This window comes from Roseomonas sp. E05, assembly GCF_030063475.1.
Taxonomy (GTDB): Bacteria; Pseudomonadota; Alphaproteobacteria; order Acetobacterales; family Acetobacteraceae; genus Pseudoroseomonas.
Genome location: NZ_JASIRT010000007.1, coordinates 166,329 through 184,324, shown reverse-complemented (window position 1 = coordinate 184,324; position 17,996 = coordinate 166,329). Strand labels below are relative to the sequence as shown.

The window sequence follows — 17,996 nt, the reverse complement described above, 5'->3', positions numbered from 1 at the left end:
GCACCATGATGAGCCTGGGCCCGATCGGCTTCGTCGCCCCCTGGCTGCTGCTGGCCTTGCCGGCATTGCCCCTGATCTGGTGGCTGCTGCGCGTCACCCCGCCGGCGCCGCGGCGGCAGGCCTTCCCGGCGCTGCGCCTGCTGCGCGACCTGCCGGCCCCCGAGGAGACTCCCGCCCGCACGCCCTGGTGGCTGCTGCTGCTGCGCCTCGCTGCGGCCGCCTTGATCATCCTCGGGCTGGCGCGGCCGGTCTGGGCGCCCGGCGCCTCGGCGGGCGGCGACGGGCCGCTGCTGCTGGTCGTGGACGATGGCTGGCCGAGCGCCGCCGACTGGCCGGCGCGCGCCGCCGCCGCCCAGGCCGCGCTGGAGGCCGCCGCGCGCGAGGGCCGCAGCGCCGCCCTGCTGACCACCGCGCCGCCCGAGAATGGCGAGCCGCCGCGCGCCACGGCGCTGATGCCGGCCGAGGAACTGCGTGCCCGCCTTGCCGCGCTGCGCCCCAAGCCCTGGGCGCCCGACCGCGCCGCCGCGCTCGCCGCGCTCACCGCCTGGGAGCAGGCGCATTCCGACGGCTTCAGCAGCCTCTACCTGACTGACGGTGTCGAGCATCAGGCGGAGGGCGATGGTTTCTCGCCGCTGGCGCAGGCGCTGGCCGCCGCCGGGCCGCTCACCCTCGCCCGCGCGGAGGGACGGTCCGCCCGCCTGCTGCTGCCGCCCAAGGCGGAGGCGGACCGGCTGCAGGTGGCGCTGCGCCAGACCCCCGCTGCCGCCGATGGCGAGGCCGCCGTGCTGGCCCGCACCGGCGACGGCCGCGCCCTGGCCCGGGCCACCATCCCGCTGCCGGCCGGCGCCACATCCGGCGAGGCCTCGCTCGACCTGCCGCTGGAGATCCGCAACCAGATCATCCGCCTGGAGATCGAGGACGCGGAAACCGCCGGCGCCGCCGTGCTGCTGGACGAGCGCTTCCGCCGCCGCCCGGTCGGGCTGATCGGCCCCGCCGAGCAGGGGGCGGACACCCCGCTGCTCGGCCCGCTCTACTATCTCGATCGCGCCCTTGCGCCCTATGCCGAGCTGCGCCGTGGCAATGTCGAGCAGCTTCTGGGGCGGCAGCTCGCCGTGCTGATCCTGGCCGACCGCCCGGTGGCCGAGGGGCGGGAGCGTGAGGCGCTGACCCGCTGGGTGGAGGCGGGCGGCACCCTGATCCGCTTCGCCGGCCCCCGCCTGGCGGAGAACCCGGACCCGCTGCTGCCGGTGCGGCTGCGTGGCGGCGAGCGGCGGCTGGGCGGCGCGCTCTCCTGGGAGCAGCCGCAGCACCTCGCCCCCTTTGCCGACGGCTCGCCCTTCGCCGGCCTGGCTCCGTCGGAGGAGGTTGCGGTTTCCACCCAGGTCCTGGCCGAGCCTGGGCCACAGCTTTCCGAGCGCAGCTGGGCGCGGCTGGCCGACGGCACGCCGCTGGTGACCGCCGAGCCGCGCGGCGCCGGGCGGATCGTGCTGTTCCATGTCACCGCCAACACGGAGTGGTCCAACCTGCCGCTTTCCGGCCTGTTCATCGACATGCTGCGCCGTGTGGTGGCGCTGTCCTCCGGCGTCGCCGGGGCGGAGGGCGAGGCGCCGCTGGCGCCGCTGGAGACCATGGATGGCTTCGGCCGGCTCGGCCCGGCGCCGGGCGGCGTCGGGGCCATTCCGGCCAACCGCATCGCCGAGACCCGCCCCGGCCCCCGCCATCCGCCGGGCTGGTACGGCGTGCCTGGGGAGGGCGGCGAGCGGCGTGCGCTGAACCTCTCGGCCAGCCTGCCGGCGCCCCGCCCGATCGCCGCGCCGCCTGCCGGCACCGCCCTCCAGGCGATCGGCGGCGTGCCCGGCGAGCGCGACCTCGGCCCTTGGCTGCTCGGCGCGGCCCTGCTGCTGCTCGCGACGGATCTGTTGCTCTCCCTGGTGCAGCGCGGCCTGGTGGGGCGGCCGGCGCGGCTGGCCGCGGTGCTGCTGCCGCTGCTGCTGCTCACTGCTCCGGCGGCGCGGGCCCAGCCAGCCGATGCGTCCTCACCGGAGGCGATGGCCCTGATCACCCGCATCGGCTACGTGCCGAGCGGCGATCCGGTGGTGGACGAGGCGGTGCGGCAGGGGCTGGCCGGCCTCTCGGACTACGTCAATCGCCGCACCGCCGCCGCCCTGGGCGAGCCGGTGCTGGTGCGGCCGGGACAGGACGACCTTTCCCTGCTGCCGTTGCTCTACTGGGCCGTCACCGCGTCGAGCCCGGACCTCGACCCCGATGCCCGCACCGCCCTCAACGACTACATGCGCCACGGCGGCATCATCCTGTTCGACACGCGCGACGAGGGCTCGGGCGAGGGCTTCGCGCCCGGCGCGCCGGAGGCGCTGCAGCGGCTGACGCGCGGCCTCGCCATCCCGCCGCTGGCGCCGGTCTCGCCCGAGCATGTGCTGACCCGCGCCTTCTACCTGTTGCCGCCCGAACTGCCCGGCCGCTTCGCCGGTGGGCAGGTCTGGGTCTCGCGCGAGGAGGACCGGGCGAATGACAGTGTCAGCCCGGTGATTATCGGCGGGCATGACTGGGCGGGCGCCTGGGCGGTGGATAGGCGGGGGAGCAACCCCTATGCCGTCATTCCCGGCGGGGCGCGGCAGCGCACGCTCGCCTACCGCTTCGGCGTGAACCTCGTGATGTACGCGCTGACCGGCAACTACAAGGGCGATCAGGTCCATGTGCCGGCCATCCTTGAAAGGCTGGGGAATTGAGAAGGGCGCCGCCCCTCTCAAACTCTCCCCGCCAGAAATCTGAGGTTTCTGGACTTCCCATCTGTTGGCGGGGTCCGGGGTGGCACTGCCACCCCGGCGGGGGTCCAGGGGGCGGCGCCCCCTGGCCTCGGCCTGCCGTGGAGAACTGACCGATGCGACAGGTCATTTCCGGCCTCGACTTCGCCCCGATCCTGCCGCTCTGGCTGCTGGTCGCGCTGGCGGCGCTGGCCGTGCTCGCCCTGGTGCCGGCGGTCTGGCGCCGGGCGCGTGGCGTCGGCTGGCGGGCGCTCTCCTTCGCGGTGCTGCTGCTGGCGCTCTCCAACCCCCGCCTCGTCGAGGAGACCCGCGAGACCCGGCCGGACATTGCCCTGCTGGTGCAGGACCGCAGCGACTCCGCCCGCATCGGCCCGCGCGCCGCGCAGCTCGACGCCGCCCGCGCCGCCATCGAGCAGCAGGCCGCCCGCTTCCCCGACCTGGAGCTGCGCAGCATCGACATGCCGGAGAGCGGCCGCCAGGGCACCCGCCTCTTCACCGCCATCGACCGTGCGCTGGCCGACATTCCCCGTTCGCGGCTGGCCGGCGTCATCGCCCTGACCGACGGGCAGGCGCATGACGTGCCGGCGCAGCCCTCCTTCGAGGCGCCGCTGCACCTCCTGCTGCCCGGCCAGCCCGGCGAGGTGGACCGGCGCATCCGTGTCATCGAGGCGCCAGGCTATGGCATCGTCGGCCGCAGCGTGGAGCTGCGGGTGGCGGTGGAGGACCTCGGCGCCAGGGAGACCGGCGGCGCGGTGCGCCTGACCCTGCGGCGGGACGGCGCGCCGCCGCGCGTGGAGAGCGTGCCGATCGGGCGGGAGCACCGCATCACGCTTCCCATCGAGCGCGGCGGGCCGAGCGTCGTGGAGCTGACCGCCGAAGCGCGGCCGGGCGAGGTCTCCACCCTCAACAACCGCGCCGTGGTGACGGTGAACGGCGTGCGGGACCGGCTGCGCGTGCTGCTGGTCTCCGGCGAGCCGCATTCGGGCGAGCGCACCTGGCGGCGGCTGCTGAAGGCGGACCCGAACGTCGATCTCGTCCACTTCACCATCCTGCGCCCGCCCGAGAAGGACGACCTGACGCCGCTGAACGAGCTGGCGCTGATCGCCTTTCCCGTGCGCGAGCTGTTCCAGGTGAAGCTGCGCGAGTTCGACCTGATCGTCTTCGACCGCTTCACCAACCGCGGCATCCTGCCCGCCCTCTACCTGCGCAACATCGCCGAATACGTGCAGGGCGGCGGCGCGCTGCTGCTCTCGGTCGGACCGGAGTTCATCGGCCCCGCCAGCCTGGCGGCGACGCCGCTGGCCGGCATCCTGCCGGCCCGGCCGCTCTCCGGCCCCTCGGCGGTGGCGGAGGGACCCTTCCGCCCGCGCGTCACCGATGTCGGCGCGCGGCATCCCGTCACCGAGGGGCTGGAGGGCGCCAACTCCGGCAGTGCCGAGCCGCGCTGGGGCCGCTGGTACCGCCATCTCCGCGCCACGCCGCAGAGCGGGCTGACGGTGATGAACAGCGAGGACGGCTCGCCGCTGCTGCAACTCGACCGGGTGGGCGAGGGGCGCGTGGCGCTGCTGCTCTCCGACCAGATCTGGCTGTGGTCGCGCGGGCATGACGGCGGCGGCCCGCAGGCCGAGCTGCTGCGGCGCGCCGCCCACTGGCTGATGAAGGAGCCGGAACTGGAGGAGGAGGACCTTGTCGCCGGCATCGAGGGCGGCACGCTGAAGGTGGTGCGCCGCAGCGTCGAGGCCGGGCCGCCGCCGCAGATCACCGTCACCGCGCCGGATGGCAGCGTGACCCGCGCGCCGGCGGAGCCGGCAGGAGGTGGCCGTTCGGCGCTGGAAATGCCGGCGACGCAGCCCGGCGTCTGGCAGGTGAGCGATGGCCGGCGCACTGCCTTCGCCGCTGCCGCGGCCGCCAACCCGCTGGAAGTGGCGGACCTGCGGGCAGATACCGCGCCGACGGAGGGGGTGGTGCGTGCCGCCGGCGGCAGCGCGCATTGGCTGGGCACCGGAGCGCAGCCTGAGCTGCCCGACCTGCGCCGGGTCGCGCCGGACCGCGACGCCGCCGGCAGCCGCTGGATTGGCCTGCGGCGCAACCAGGACCATCTGGTGACCGGCATTGCCGCGCTGCCGCTGCTGCCGCCCTGGCTGGCGCTGCCGCTGGTGCTCGGCCTGGCGCTGGTGGCCTGGCGGCGGGAGGGGCGTTGAGCCGCGCCCCTTTGCCGCCACGTTCCTGGCTTCCTATCTGGAGTCACGAGGAGGAATGCCGGATGCGCCGCCTGATTCTCGCCCTGCCCGTGGTGCTGGCCGCCTGTGCGCAGGGGCCGACGCTGGAGCAGCGTCTCTCCACCTTCATCGGCCAGCGGGAAGGTGATCTGGTGGCCAGCCTCGGCGTGCCGGTCCGCACCTATGAGGTGGATGGCCGGCGCTTCCTCCAGTTCGAGCAGCAGCGCACGGTGGTGGTCCCGGGGGATCCCTGGGGTTATGGCTGGTACGGCATGCGGCATCCCTGGGCGGTGCCCTCGACCTATGCGCCGGTGCGCTGCGACATCACCTTCGTCCTGCGCGAGGGGCGGGTGGAAAGCTTCACCGCGCGTGGCGATGGTTGCGGGTGAGGCCCTTCGTTCACCGCTTCGCCCCGGCCTGGAAATGCTCTAGAGAGGTCGCCATGCGCCATCTCCCTTCCGCCCCGCTTCCCGCCCTGCTCGCCGGCCTGCTGGCCGTGGCCCTGCCGGCTCTGCCGGCGGCGGCGCAGATGCTGAACGGGCCGATGATGCCGGACACGCCGGCCGCGCCGGCCGCCAAGGAGCCGCCCGCCCTGCCCGGGCTGGCCGGGCGCGCCCGCACCGCGCCGATCCCGGCCGAGCCGGGGAAGAATCTCGGTCCCAACGAGGCGCTGTTCGACGCCATCAACCGCGGCGACATGGCCGCGGCGCGCGACGCCATGGCGCGCGGCGCCGACCTGCAGGCGCACAACGTGCTGGGGCTGACGCCGCTCGAATCCGCCATCGACCAGGGCCGGCGCGAGATCACCTTCTTCCTGCTCTCCAGCCGCCCGACCGTCGTCACCAGCGTGGAGCCCACGGCGCCGCGAGGCCGCGCCCCGCCCGGCGCCGATGACCGCCTATGCCAACGCCCAGAGCGCCGACGGCGGCACGCCGCGTCCCGACAAGGGCTTTCTCGGCTTCGACGCCAGCCGGCCCGGCGGCGGCTACTGACCGGCGCCGGATCCGCCGGCTGAGGCAGGGCGACAGGCAACTTTTCTTCCCGCCAGGCCTTGCTTCGGCAGGCCCCGCCAGACCGCCCGGGGCTGGGAGGAGGAACGCGGGGATGCCCTCGCCACGCGCGCGCCGACTGATGCTCTGGACCGGCCTGCCCCTGCTGGCCGTGCTGCTGCTGGTGCTGTTCTGGTCCTGGGCCTGGTTCATCCCCCTGGTGGAGCGGCAGGCGAGCGCCGCGCTCGGCCGCCCCGTCCATGTCGGGGGGCTGGATGTGAATCTGGGCCGCGTGCCCGAGATAGTGCTGACCGATCTCCGCATCGATAACCCCGAGGGCTATCCGGCCGAGCCACCCTTTGCCGCGGTGCCGCGGCTGAGCCTGCGGGTGGATGCCTGGGCCTTCCTGCGCCACCGCCAGATCATCATCCCCGAGATCGCGCTGGAGCGCCCCGCCATACGGCTGGTCGCGCGGGCCGAAGGCGACAACAACTACACTTTCCCCTTCGGTCAACCGGAGGGCGATGCGCCGGCGGAGCCAGGGCCGGAGCCGCGGATCGGTGCGCTGCGTGTCCGGGAAGGCCAGGTCCATGCCAGCCTCGCCCAGCTCGGGGCCGAGATGCGCGTGGATGTCGAGACACAGGACCCGCCCGACGCGCCCTCCCGGCTGCATGCCAAGGCCAGCGGCACCTATGCGAAGCAGCCCATCACCGCCGAGCTGCTCGGCGGCGCCGTGCTCTCCCTGCGGGATGCCGACAATCCCTGGCCGGTGCGGCTGGATCTCGCCAACGGGCCGACGCAGGTGAAGCTGGAGGGCACGGTGCAGGACCCGCTGCACTTCGCCGGCGCCAACCTGCGGCTCGACCTGCGCGGACCGGATCTGGCGCTGCTCTCGCCCCTGACCGGCGTGGTGGTGCCGACCACGCCGCCCTACCGCCTCTCCGGCAAGCTGGACTATGCCGAGCGGCAGATCCGCTTCACCGGCATGGAAGGGGCGCTCGGCCATAGCGACCTCGCCGGGGATGTGGCGGTGGAGCCGCGCGAGCCCCGCCCGGTGGTCAGGGCCACGCTGCGCTCCCGCCGGGTGGACCTCGGCGATCTGGCAGGCTTCATCGGCGGCACGCCGGAGGACAAGCCGAAGCCACGCCGCGCCAGCAACCGTGTGCTGCCCGACACGCCGGTGAACCTGCCCCGCCTGCGCGCCGCCGACGTGCACCTGACCTATGACGCCGGGCAGATCCGCGGCCGCTCCATGCCGCTCGACGACATGCATGTGAAGCTGGACATCGTGGATGGTGCCATCGCCCTGCACCCGCTGCGCTTCGGCGTGGGCAAGGGCAACATCGATGGCGACTTCGACTTCGCCCCGGTCGAGGGCGGCGGGATGAAGGCGAAAGGGGAGGTGAAGTTCCGGCAGGTGGACCTCTCCCGCCTGATGGGCGCCACGCCGCTGGGCGAGGGGCAGGGGGGGATCGGCGGTGCCGCGCGCATCGAGACGCAGGGCCGCACCCTGGCCGAGATGCTCGGGCGCGGCGATGGCGGAGTGACGCTCGCCATGGCTGGCGGCAACCTCTCGGCCCTGCTGGTGGACATCTCCGGCGTGCAGATCGGCAACGCCATCCTCTCCGCGCTCGGCCTGCCGGCGCGCACGCGGGTGCAGTGCTTCGTGGCCGATATGGGCCTGCGCAAGGGGGTGCTCTCGACCAAGACCGTGCTGCTGGACACCGAGGATTCGCTGATCAGCGGCATGGGCGACATCGATCTCGGCGAGGAGCGGCTCGACTACACGCTGCGCACCGAGGCCAAGCACTTCACGGTCGGCTCGCTGCCGACCGACATCCTGCTGCGCGGCACCTTCGCCAACCCGGCGGTGCGGCCGGAGATGGTGGAGCTGGGCGCGCGCGCCGGCGCGGCGATCGGCCTCGGCGCGATCGCCCTGCCGCTGGCCATCCTGCCCACCATCCAGTTCGGCATCGGCGAGGACAACCGCTGCGAGGGGCTGGCCCGCCGCGGGCGCTGACGCCTTACCCGGCGCGCAGGTGCTCCTGCAGGCGCGGCATCAGCTCGACCAGGTTGCAGGGCTTGTGCCGGGCGTCCAGCTGGAAGCGCAGGATGTCGTCCCAGCCGTCCTTCACCGCCCCGGTGGAGCCGGGCAGGGCGAAGAGATAGGTGCCGCCGGCCACCCCGCCCAGGGCGCGGGACTGCATCGTGGAGGTGCCGATCTTCTGGTAGCTCAGCATGCGGAACAGCTCGCCGAAGCCTTCGATCTGCTTCTCCAGCACGCGGGCGAAGGCTTCCGGCGTCACGTCGCGGCCGGTGATGCCGGTGCCGCCGGTGGTGATGCCGACATCCACCGCCGGATCGGCCACCCAGGCCCGCAGCACGGCCTCGATGGCGTCCGGCTCGTCCCGCACGATCTGCCGCGAATGCAGACGGTGGCCGGTGGCCTCGACCCGTTCGGCCAGTGTCTGGCCGGAGCGGTCGCTGGCGAGGTCGCGCGTGTCGGACACCGTCAGGACGGCGATGGAAACCGGCACGAAGCGCAGGGATTCGTCGATCGGCATGGCAGGTCCTTTCCGCAGGCGCGGAATGATGTAGCGGCACCGGCCGGGAAATTGAATTCCCGCCGGATGCGGAGCCCCCCCTTCGGCGGCTTCGGGCGCGCCGCGGCCCAGGGCGCCGGAACGGATGACAGGAAGGGAAGGGTTCGGAGGAAATTCCTTCCCCCGCCTGCTCCACCCGCCTCAGGCCAGCCGGGTGCAGTTCCGGCCCGCGCGCTTGGCGGCATAGAGCGCGGCATCGGCGGCGGAAATCATCGCCTCGGCCTTGGCGCCCTCCTCGCGGCCGGCGATGCCGGCGCTGAAAGTGACGGAGAAGCGGCTCTGCTCCGTGTCGAAGGCCAGGGCGGAGAAGCGCGTGCGGATCTGGTCGATCACCTTCTGCGCGGCCTCCGGCCCGGTGCCGAGCAGCAGGATGGCGAATTCCTCGCCGCCATAGCGGCCGATCACGTCGGTCCGCCGCAGCCGCTTCTGCAGGCTGCGGGCCAGGCTGCGGATCACCCGGTCGCCCATCAGGTGGCCGTGCCGGTCGTTGATCTGCTTGAAGTGGTCGAGGTCGAGCAGCACCAGGCTCAGCGCCGAGCCGTCGCGCCGGCTGCGCTCGATCTCCAGCCCCAGGCGCTCCTTGAAGCGGGCATGGTTGAGCAGGCCGGTGAGGCTGTCGGTCTCCATCACCGCGCGCAGCGCCCGGGCGCGCTCGGCGCGCAGCCGCACCAGCGTCACCAGCCGGCTGAGGTCGACCGGTTTCGGGATGAAGTCGTCGCCCCCCAGTCTCCGGGCCAGGAGCTGCCGCGTCGCGTCCCGCTCGGCGGAGAGGAACAGCACCGGCAGCGACAGGTGCCGCCGCGTCTGGCGGATGACGCGCGCCAGCTCGATGCCGTCGATGCCGGGCATCTGCAGGTCCATCACGATCAGGTCCGGGGCGGTGGCGGTGATCGCCTCAAGGGTGCGTCCGGGCTCCGAAAGCGCGGTCGCCTGCATGCCCGCCTGTCGCAGCGCCATGGCATAGGTCTCGGCGAGCAGCGGATCGTCATCGACGATCAGGATCGAGGTATGGCTTTCCGCCCGCACGCCGGCGAACTGGTCCAGCCAGTCGGCCAGCTCGTTGCTCTCCAGCGGCTTCGGCACCAGTGCCTCCACCCCGGCGCGGGCGGCCGCCAGGCGGGCCGGGAAGCTGGTATCCTCCGCCAGCAGGATCAGCGGGCAGCGCCCGGCCAGGCCGCGGCAGACGGCCAGGAAGTCGGGCAGCGCGTCGTCGATCACGGCGGCGATCAGCGGCCCGTCCGGCGGGGCCTCGTGGCCGATACCCCGCACGGTGTAGCCGAGGCTGGTCAGCAGCGCGTGCAGTTCCGCCTGCCCGGCGGCGGGCGTGCAGAGCAGGACCGGCTCGCCGGTCTCGGCCTGGGGCATGGCGATGGCGGGCTCGGCCGCGACCGGCAGGGTGCTGCCCGCCTCCCAGGCGGCGCCCAGGGCGGCGACGAGCTGTTCCGCCTGGGGCAGCCGCTCGCTGTCCGGCGCGAGGCTCTCGCTCAGCCCGCGCAGGATCAGCTCCAGCGGTGCCGCGGCGGCCGAGAGGGCCGGCAGGCCGAAGGTGCCCCCGGCGCCCGCCAGCTGGTGCGCGGCATTGGCCAGATCGGCGACGCCGGCGCGCACCGCCGCGTCCCAGGGGCGGTGGGAGAGCGCCTCCCAGAGCGTGGCGAGATCCTGCACACGCTCGCCGAGACGCCGGACGCCGTCAGCCCGCAGGCGGCGCATCGCCTCGTGCAGTTCGGCCTCGGGCGCCAGCATCTCAGCCATGGTGGTTCGCCCAGATCTGCCGGACGCTGGTGGAGAGGGTCATCGGGTCGAAGGGCTTGGAGATGACGTCGAGGCTGCCGAGCCCGCGGTAGCGCGTGATCTCCTGCGGCTGCACCTTGGCGGTCATGAACACCGCGGGCACCGCCGCAAGGCTGGGCAGGGCGCGCAGCCGCTCCAGGGTGGTGGGCCCGTCCATTCCCGGCATCATCACGTCGAGCAGGATCAGCTGCGGCGCGAAGCCCTCCGCCCGCGCCAGCGCCTCCTGGCCCGAGGCGCAGGCCTCCACCGTGAAACCGCCGACCGCCTTCAACGCGAAGCTGGCGACGGTGCGGATGTCGCTGTCGTCCTCGACATAGAGGATGCGGGTCAGCGCGCTTTCGCTCACAGGACGGCCTCCTTGGGCTGGCTGGCAGGCGGTGCCGCCTCGATGAGGTGGCGGATGGTGTCGTGCAGCAGGCGGTTCTCGGTGCGGCTCTTCACCAGGGTGGCGGCGGCATGGCGGGTCATCCGGGCATCGGCATCGCTGGCGGAGAAGATCAGCACCGGCGGGGAGGGCCGCAGGGCCTGGATGTCGGGCAGCAGGTCGAAGCCGCTGCCGTCCGGGAGGCCGAGATCGACGATCACCAGGGCGAAGCGCGTCCCGCCCGCGAGCGCCGCCCGCGCCTCGGCGAGGCTGCGCGCCGGCTGCATCCGCGCCTCGTCGCCCATCACGGCGGAGACGACATGGCAGATATCGTCGTCGTCCTCCACATGCAGGATGGTGGCGGGGCCGTCCTCGGCGCTGGCGCGCAGGGCGTGGTGCAGCGCTTCCCGCAGGCGCCCCTGGTCGATCGGCTTGTCCAGCCAGTCCACCACGCCCATCGCATCGCCGTTCAGCGCGCGGCGCCGCTGGTCGGCGATGGCGGAAACCACCACGACAGGCAGGCCGCGGCCATCGGGCCGCTGCCGCAGCCGGCGCAGCAGCGACAGCCCGTCCTCGTCCGGCAACATCAGGTCCAGCGTCAGTGCGTCGAAATGCTGCCGGCCGAGCTCGGCGAAGGCCGCCGCCGCATCGTGCGCGACCTGTCCCTCCCAGCCGTGCTGCGAGAGCATCATCTGCAGCAGGCGCGCCACATCGGCGTCATCCTCGACGATGAGCACCCGGCGCGCCTGGCTGGATGCCACCGGCTGGGTGGGTGGGCGCTCGACCAGCCGGGGCAGCGAGAAGAAGAAGCAGGTGCCGCCGCCAGCGGCATCCTCGAAGCCGATCTGGCCGGCATGGTGCTCGACGATGGCGCGGCTGATGGCGAGGCCGAGGCCCGTGCCGCCCTTCTGCCGGACGTCGCTGGAATCCGCCTGCGCGAAGCGTTGGAAGATCTGGCTCCGGAAAGCCTCCGGGATCCCCGGGCCATGGTCGCGCACGCGGAAGATGGCGCTGCCCGCGTCCACGGTCAGGCCGACCTCCACCACGCCGCCGGGCGGCGAGAACTTGGCGGCGTTGGAGAGCAGGTTGGCCAGCACCTGCTGGATGCGCGGCGCATCGGCATAGACCTCGGCATCGGCGGCCGGGTCGCCCTCGATTTCCAGGCGCAGGCCGAACTGTCCGGCATAGGCGCGGTTGGCCTCCACCGCCTGCTCCAGCAGCTGCCGGGCGGAGATCCGCTCGCGCCGGAACTCCAGCCGCCCCGCCTCCATCTTCTCGATGTCGAGGATGTCGTTGACCAGCAGCACCAGGCGCTCGGCATTCTTGTGCGCGATGCCGAGCAGCTCGCCTGCGGGCTGCGGCAGCGCGCCGGCCGCGCCGCCGGTGACAAGGCCGAGGGCGGCGCGGATCGAGGTCAGCGGCGTGCGCAGCTCGTGGCTGACGGTGGAGACGAACTCGTTCTTCATCGCATCCAGGCGGTGCCGCTCGGTCACGTCACGCAGCACGCAGACGCAGCCACGCTCGCCGTCCTGCTCGTAGCGGCCGATGGAGAGCTCCGCCGGGAAGATGGCGCCATCCGCGCGGTGCGCCTCGACCTCGCGCTGCGGCTGGCCGAAATCGGGGATGAAGGCACGCACAGACTGGCCGATGACGTCGGTGAGCGGCATGCGGAACTGCTCGGCCGCGGCGGCATTGGCAAGCTGGACCTGGTCCCTTTCGTTCAGCAGCAGGATGGGATCCCGCGCGTGGTCGAGGATGGACTGCAGCCGGCTGCGATTCTCCGCCAGCGCGGCATTCGCCGCCTCGGTCGCGCGCTTCGACTCCTCGAGCGCGGCGTAGCGTTCCGCATTGCTGTGCCGGTAGCGGTGCATGCCCCAGAGGGCGGCCAGCGCGAACAGCACGGCGGCGCCGAAGGTCACCGGTATGATGCTGCGGGCCTGCCGCACCCGTGCCGTGTAGGCGCGGTTGGAAGCCTCGAGATTGCTGCGCTCCCGGGCGATCATCTGGTCGGCCAGCCGCAGCAGGCGCATGCGCTCCGCACTGGCCTCGCGCAGCAGCAGCAGCAGATCCACCGCGTCCCCGCGGCCGGCGAAGCGCAAGGTCTGCTCCAGCCGGGTGAGCATGGCCATGACGCCATGCCGCAACTGCGGCAGAAGGGATTGCTGCCACGCATCGCCCTGCGCCGCCGCCTCCAGGGCCGCCATCTCGCCCATGACGCGCGCACGCGCCGCGGCCATGGTGCGGCGATAGGGCTCCGGCGTGCCGAGCAGCACCTGGTCGCGCGCCGCCATCATCTCATGGATGTCGCTGCGCAACTCCAGCAGATCCTCCATGATGGCGTAGCTCGTGTTCACCGCCGTGCGCTGCTCGCGTGCATCCTCGAGAATGCGCAGGGCGAAGGTGCCGCCGGCCAGGAACAGCAGGAGGACGGTGGCCGTGGCGGCGAGCGTGACGAGGCCGGTCCGGCCGAAGAGGCTGACCATGCGGCGGCGATCCTTGCGAGGCCGGGAAGGGGCGTCGGCGGACCCGGCGCGGCGATGACGATACCGTCAAATTGCCGCGCAGGTAGAGCGCATGCAACCACGGTTTTTTGTCCCCGTCTCGCTTGCGGAATTCCCCGCCCGGCCGGCTCGGGAGCGCCGGTCGGGCGGCGCGTCAGCGCGAGGCCGTGCGGGTGGCGGCGCGGGGCAGCGGCGGCTGCTCCGCCAGTTCCAGCGGCGGGCTGCCGAAGCGGGGGAACTCGCCGCTCGCCAACGCGTCGAGGCTGGGCGCGGGCAGCCCCAGGCGGCTGGCATAGATCCAGCTGTAGGCGAGCACACGCTGCACGAAGGCCCGCGTCTCGTCCACCGGGATGGACTCGAGGAACAGGAACGGATCGCCCTGATGGCGCAGGTTCGGCGCCCAGCGCGCCACGTTGCCGGGACCGTTGTTGTAGGCGGCCAGCAGCCGGATCAGGTCGCCATCCACCACCTCGCGCGCCGTCAGGTGGTGCAGGTAGCGTTGCGCCAGCTCCAGCGAGAAGGCGGGGTCGTGCAGGCGCTTCAGCCCGGCCGAGCCGCGCAGGCTGGGGTCGCCGACGATGTAGGCGGCGGTGGCGGGCATGATCTGCATCAGCCCGCGCGCCCCGGCAGGCGAGACCGCCTTCGGGTCGAAGCGCGATTCCTGCAGCGCCAGCGCGTAGAGCAGCGCCGGATTGGCGCGGAAGCCGGAGAGCGGCTCCAGCCTTGGCAACGGGAAGCGGTCGTAGTCGCGCGGGCGGCCATCGGCGGTCTGCACCAGGGCGGCGACCTGCGAGGCGAGGTCGGTCATGCCCGCCTCGCGGGCCACGGCGAGCATGCCGCGCAGCACGCCCGGATTGCCCTGCGCGATCGGCCACAATGCGCGCAGCTCCTGCTCCGCCAGCTCGCGCTGGCCGACCTGCAGCAGCGCCAGGGCGCGCCAGCCGGCGGCGGTCTCCGCCAGGGCCGCGCCCTCGGCCGTGCCGGCGAGGTCGCGCTCCCAGGCGAAGCCGGGGGCGAGGCCGAGCACGCGGCGCGCGACCAGCCCGTAGAAGGTGCGCGGCTCCTGCGCCGCCTGCAGCATCCAGGGCACGTAGAGCTGCGGCCGCCGGGTGCGGATGGCGGCGCGCGCCGTCCAGAAGGCGGCGGCGGCGCGCAGGGCGGGGGCGGCGACCTCGGCGCGGGCGGCACTCTCGAAGGCGGTCAGCGCGCGGTCGGGCCGGCCGCTGCCCCAGGCGGCGAGGCCGGCGACGAAGGCGGGGTGCGCGAGCTGCGGGTGCTGCTTCGCCACCTCCGAGGCAAGGCGCCAGGCCTCCTCGTCGCGGCCGCGCTGGAAGGCCGCCAGAGCCACCTCGCCGCGCAGCAACGCCGCATAGCTGCCGCTGGCCTCCTGCGCGATGGCGGCGAGGGCGCCGTTCAGATCGCCCTCTGCGGCGCGGCCATGCACCAGACGGTCCAGCCGCGCATCGCGGCTGACGCCGCGCGCCGGCGGCTCGCGCTCCTCCGGCACCACGTCGGCCTCGGCCGAGAGGGACTCATCCGGCGGGGCGGGCGGGTAGGGCGCGTTGCGCGGCAGGCGGCCGCGCAGCATGGCGTGGATGGCGCGCGCCTCCGGGTGGTCCGGATACTCGGCGAGCCAGCCGTAAAGCTCCTCGACCGAGGGCTCGGCGGCGCCGGGGCGCAGCCAGCGGTCGGCCAGGACATGGCCCATCAGCCGCCGATCCTCCAGGCGCTCGGCCTCCTGCGCCGCGGCGGTGAAGTCCCCGCGCTTCTGCAGCGCGAAGACGCGGACCAGCCGCGCCGCATCGGACGGGGCCAGAGGTTGCGGAAGCCCCGCCACGCCTCCAGGGAGGGTGGGGCGGGGCACGTTCATTGCCCGCTCAAGGGGGGCGGTCTCTCCGGCCCGTTGCGCCATGGCCGGAACCTGAGCCCCGACACACAGCGACGCCGCCCATCCCAGGCCGAAGGCCAGGGCGGGTGAACGAAGGGCCATGGTGCAGATCGCTCGCATGGCCCGCTTGCCGTTAACGGTCTCGTCAGCGGGGGGCAACTGTGAAAGCGGGATAAATCGCGTTTCAAGGGAGGAACTCCCGATCTCCCGTGATCGTGAGTTGAAAAACACGATTAACTCTACGTGAGTCCGCCGGGAGCGGCAGAAATGTCGCCGGAGAGGGTGCGGCGCAGCAGCAGCAGGTCGGCCCAGGAGTCGCGCTTGGCCGCCGGGTTGCGCAGAAGGTAGGCCGGGTGCCAGGTGGGCAGCACCGGCAGGCCTCCGGCCTCCAGGGGCAGGCTGTGCCAGCGGCCGCGCAGCCGGGTGATGCCCTCCCGCGTGTTCAGCAGCGCCTTGGCCGAGACGCCACCCAGCAGCAGCACGTGGCGCGGCCGCGCCAGGGCGATGTGGCGCAGCACCAGCGGGAGGAAGAGGGCGATCTCGGCATCGGTGGGCGTGCGGTTGCCGGGCGGCCGCCAGGGCAGGATGTTGGTGATGTAGAAGGCGCGGGAGGGGTCCTCGGCGGCGCGGTCCAGGCCGATGCTGGCCAGCATCCGGTCGAGAAGCTGGCCGGACTGGCCGACGAAGGGGCGGCCCAGCCTATCCTCGTCCGCCCCCGGCGCTTCGCCGATCAGCATCAGTCCCGAATCCGGGTTGCCGTCGGCGAAGACCAGGTTGGTGGCCGTGTCGCGCAGCGGGGTGTCCACCTCGCGGATCGCCTCGCGCAGCGCGGCCAGGTCCTGCGCGCCGGCGGCCAGGGCGGCGGCGTTGCGCGCGGCGGGCGCAAGCGGGGCGGCCAGCGGCAGGGCGGCCCCGCGGCGGCCCGGTGCGGCGCGGCGGGATGGTTCTCCGGCCGCAGAGGGTGCCGCCGGGAGCGCCGCAGACGGTGCCAGCGGAGGCGGGGCGGCGAGGCGGTCCAGCGGCGCTTCGGCCAGCGCCTCGTCGGCGCCCCAGTCCAGCTGCAGCCGCAGGGCGGCCAGCAGGGCGGCGGGATCGTCCGGTTCGGGCGCGGCGGCGTTCATCTCAGCATGGCATATCGGCCGCCGGCGGGGTTCCGCGCAACCCGTGATCGGTCTAAGGCAGGGCCACGGGACCAAGGGAGAAAGGTGTGACCGAACGCGAGAGCATGGAGTTTGACGTCCTGGTCGTGGGGGCGGGCCCCGCAGGACTGGCGGCGGCCATCCGGCTGAAACAGCTCTCGCCGGAGGCGGCGGTGTGCATCGTCGAGAAGGGCTCTGAGGTCGGCGCGCACATCCTCTCCGGCGCGGTGCTGGAGCCGCGCGCGCTGGACGAATTGCTGCCCGACTGGCGGGACGACCCGCCGGCGCTGGCCACCCCGGCCGGCGAGGACAGCTTCATGTTCCTGACCGCCACCAAGGCCTACAAGCTGCCGACCCCGCCGCAGATGAACAACCACGGCAACTACGTGGTCTCGCTCGGCAATGTCTGCCGCTGGCTGGCGGCCAAGGCGGAGGCGCTGGGCGTCGAGATCTATCCCGGCTTCGCGGCCTCCGAGGCGATCATCGAGGACGGGGTGGTGAAGGGCGTCGTTGCCGGCGTCATGGGCATCACCCGTGAGGGCGAGGAAGGGCCGAACTATCAGCCCGGCATGGAACTGCGCGCCCGCTACACGCTGTTCGGCGAGGGATGCCGCGGCTCGCTGGCCAAGACGCTGCAGGAGCAGTTCAACCTGCGCGAGGGCGTGCAGCCGCAGACCTATGCGCTCGGCGTCAAGGAGCTGTGGGAGATCCCCAAGGAGCGCCACACGCCCGGCAAGGTGTGGCACAGCGTCGGCTGGCCGCTTTCCACCGACACCTATGGCGGCTCCTGGCTCTACATGCTGGGCGAGAACCTGGTCTCGGTGGGCTTTGTGGTCGGCCTCGACTACCCGAATACCTGGCTTTCGCCCTTCGACGAGATGCAGCGCTTCAAGACCCATCCGGAGGTGCGCAGGATCCTGGAGGGCGGCAAGCGCATCGCCTATGGCGCGCGGGCGTTGAGCGAGGGCGGCTTGCAGTCCGTCCCGAAGCTGGTCTTCCCCGGCGGCGTGCTGATGGGCGACAGCGCCGGCTTCCTGAACGTGCCGAAGATCAAGGGCACCCATACCGCGATGAAGAGCGGCATGCTGGCCGCCGAGGCCGCCGCCGCCGCGCTGGCCGACGAGGCCGCCGGGCCGGTGCTGGAGAGCTATCCCGAGCGGCTGCGCGGCAGCTGGGTCTGGGAGGAACTCTCCGGCGTGCGCAACATCCGCCCGGGCTTCGCGAAGTGGGGCTTCTGGGGCGGCATGCTGAACGCGGCGCTCGACACCTATGTCTTCCGCGGCAAGGCGCCCTGGACGCTGCCCAACCATGCCGACCACACGGCCACCAGGCCGGCGGACCAGAGCCCGAGGATCGAGTATCCCAAGCCCGACGGGAAGCTGACCTTCGACCGGCTCTCCTCGGTGTTCCTCTCCAACACCAACCACGAGGAGGACCAGCCGGCGCATCTGAAGCTCAAGGATCCGTCGAGGTGGCGTCCGGTGAACTGGGAGACCTACCGCGCCCCCGAGGCACGCTACTGCCCGGCCGCGGTCTATGAGGCGGTGGGGGCCGACGAGGGCGAGCCGCGCCTGGTGATCAACGCGCAGAACTGCGTCCACTGCAAGACCTGCGACATCAAGGACCCGACGCAGAACATCGACTGGTGCACGCCGGAGGGCGGCGGCGGGCCGAACTACATCGGTGGCATGTGACGCGCGGCGCGGGCGGCGAAACGTA

Annotated in this window: 12 protein-coding genes; 6 read left to right on the top strand and 6 right to left on the bottom strand. The window is 73.2% G+C overall.

The features are described 5' to 3' along the window. The first annotated feature begins 5 nt into the window (after positions 1-5). From QMO56_RS10210 to QMO56_RS10190, 5 genes are all read left to right on the top strand, one after another. Positions 6-2,747 (top strand): DUF4159 domain-containing protein, encoded by a 2,742-nt coding sequence (locus QMO56_RS10210; RefSeq protein ID WP_283525428.1) that lies wholly within the window; start codon positions 6-8, stop codon positions 2,745-2,747. 152 nt (positions 2,748-2,899) lie between these two features. Continuing rightward, positions 2,900-4,984 carry a hypothetical protein gene (locus QMO56_RS10205; protein ID WP_283525426.1) on the top strand — a complete coding sequence of 695 codons (2,085 nt, stop codon included), beginning with the start codon at positions 2,900-2,902 and terminating at the stop codon, positions 4,982-4,984. Positions 4,985-5,046: 62 nt separating this feature from the next. After that, entirely contained in the window at positions 5,047-5,391 is a 345-nt protein-coding gene (locus QMO56_RS10200) for a hypothetical protein (protein ID WP_283525425.1), read from the top strand. Positions 5,392-5,444: 53 nt separating this feature from the next. Continuing rightward, entirely contained in the window at positions 5,445-6,017 is a 573-nt protein-coding gene (locus QMO56_RS10195) for a hypothetical protein (protein ID WP_283525423.1), read from the top strand. Between the two features lie 89 nt (positions 6,018-6,106). Then, complete coding sequence (locus tag QMO56_RS10190; protein WP_283525421.1) at positions 6,107-8,011, top strand: AsmA family protein; 1,905 nt, start codon at positions 6,107-6,109, stop codon at positions 8,009-8,011. A 4-nt stretch (positions 8,012-8,015) separates the two neighbouring features. Here QMO56_RS10190 and moaB read toward each other — a convergent pair whose 3' ends face one another. The 6 genes from moaB to QMO56_RS10160 form a co-directional block, all read right to left on the bottom strand. Next, the gene (moaB, locus tag QMO56_RS10185) at positions 8,016-8,555 is read right to left on the bottom strand and encodes a molybdenum cofactor biosynthesis protein B (protein WP_283525419.1); all 540 of its coding nucleotides are present in this window, start codon (positions 8,553-8,555) and stop codon (positions 8,016-8,018) included. Between the two features lie 180 nt (positions 8,556-8,735). Next, positions 8,736-10,346, bottom strand: a complete 1,611-nt coding sequence (locus QMO56_RS10180) for a diguanylate cyclase (protein WP_283525417.1) — start codon at positions 10,344-10,346, stop codon at positions 8,736-8,738. Then, the gene (locus QMO56_RS10175; RefSeq protein WP_283525415.1) at positions 10,339-10,731 is read right to left on the bottom strand and encodes a response regulator; all 393 of its coding nucleotides are present in this window, start codon (positions 10,729-10,731) and stop codon (positions 10,339-10,341) included. Before QMO56_RS10175 ends, QMO56_RS10180 begins: the two co-directional genes overlap by 8 nt. Next, entirely contained in the window at positions 10,728-13,232 is a 2,505-nt protein-coding gene (locus tag QMO56_RS10170) for a response regulator (protein ID WP_283525414.1), read from the bottom strand. Before QMO56_RS10170 ends, QMO56_RS10175 begins: the two co-directional genes overlap by 4 nt. Before the next feature lie 172 nt (positions 13,233-13,404). Then, positions 13,405-15,120, bottom strand: coding sequence for a lytic transglycosylase domain-containing protein (locus QMO56_RS10165; protein ID WP_283525413.1), 1,716 nt, complete (start codon positions 15,118-15,120; stop codon positions 13,405-13,407). 257 nt (positions 15,121-15,377) lie between these two features. Continuing rightward, positions 15,378-16,259, bottom strand: coding sequence for a uracil-DNA glycosylase (locus QMO56_RS10160; protein ID WP_283525411.1), 882 nt, complete (start codon positions 16,257-16,259; stop codon positions 15,378-15,380). 104 nt (positions 16,260-16,363) lie between these two features. Here QMO56_RS10160 and QMO56_RS10155 point away from each other — a divergent pair, with 104 nt between their 5' ends. Then, positions 16,364-17,971: an electron transfer flavoprotein-ubiquinone oxidoreductase gene (locus tag QMO56_RS10155; protein WP_283525486.1), complete on the top strand. Its 1,608-nt coding sequence runs from the start codon at positions 16,364-16,366 to the stop codon at positions 17,969-17,971. Positions 17,972-17,996 lie beyond the last annotated feature (25 nt).

Excerpts from the sequence above, each read along its gene's own strand:
- QMO56_RS10195 (WP_283525423.1), top strand. The coding sequence starts at position 5,445 with ATGCGCCATCTCCCTTCCGCCCCGCTTCCCGCCCTGCTCGCCGGCCTG.
- QMO56_RS10205 (WP_283525426.1), top strand. The coding sequence starts at position 2,900 with ATGCGACAGGTCATTTCCGGCCTCGACTTCGCCCCGATCCTGCCGCTC.
- QMO56_RS10165 (WP_283525413.1), bottom strand. The coding sequence starts at position 15,120 with ATGAACGTGCCCCGCCCCACCCTCCCTGGAGGCGTGGCGGGGCTTCCG.
- QMO56_RS10210 (WP_283525428.1), top strand. The coding sequence starts at position 6 with ATGATGAGCCTGGGCCCGATCGGCTTCGTCGCCCCCTGGCTGCTGCTG.
- QMO56_RS10200 (WP_283525425.1), top strand. The coding sequence starts at position 5,047 with ATGCGCCGCCTGATTCTCGCCCTGCCCGTGGTGCTGGCCGCCTGTGCG.
- QMO56_RS10155 (WP_283525486.1), top strand. The coding sequence starts at position 16,364 with ATGGAGTTTGACGTCCTGGTCGTGGGGGCGGGCCCCGCAGGACTGGCG.
- QMO56_RS10190 (WP_283525421.1), top strand. The coding sequence starts at position 6,107 with ATGCCCTCGCCACGCGCGCGCCGACTGATGCTCTGGACCGGCCTGCCC.
- QMO56_RS10180 (WP_283525417.1), bottom strand. The coding sequence starts at position 10,346 with ATGGCTGAGATGCTGGCGCCCGAGGCCGAACTGCACGAGGCGATGCGC.
- QMO56_RS10170 (WP_283525414.1), bottom strand. The coding sequence starts at position 13,232 with ATGGTCAGCCTCTTCGGCCGGACCGGCCTCGTCACGCTCGCCGCCACG.
- QMO56_RS10160 (WP_283525411.1), bottom strand. The coding sequence starts at position 16,259 with ATGAACGCCGCCGCGCCCGAACCGGACGATCCCGCCGCCCTGCTGGCC.
- moaB (WP_283525419.1), bottom strand. The coding sequence starts at position 8,555 with ATGCCGATCGACGAATCCCTGCGCTTCGTGCCGGTTTCCATCGCCGTC.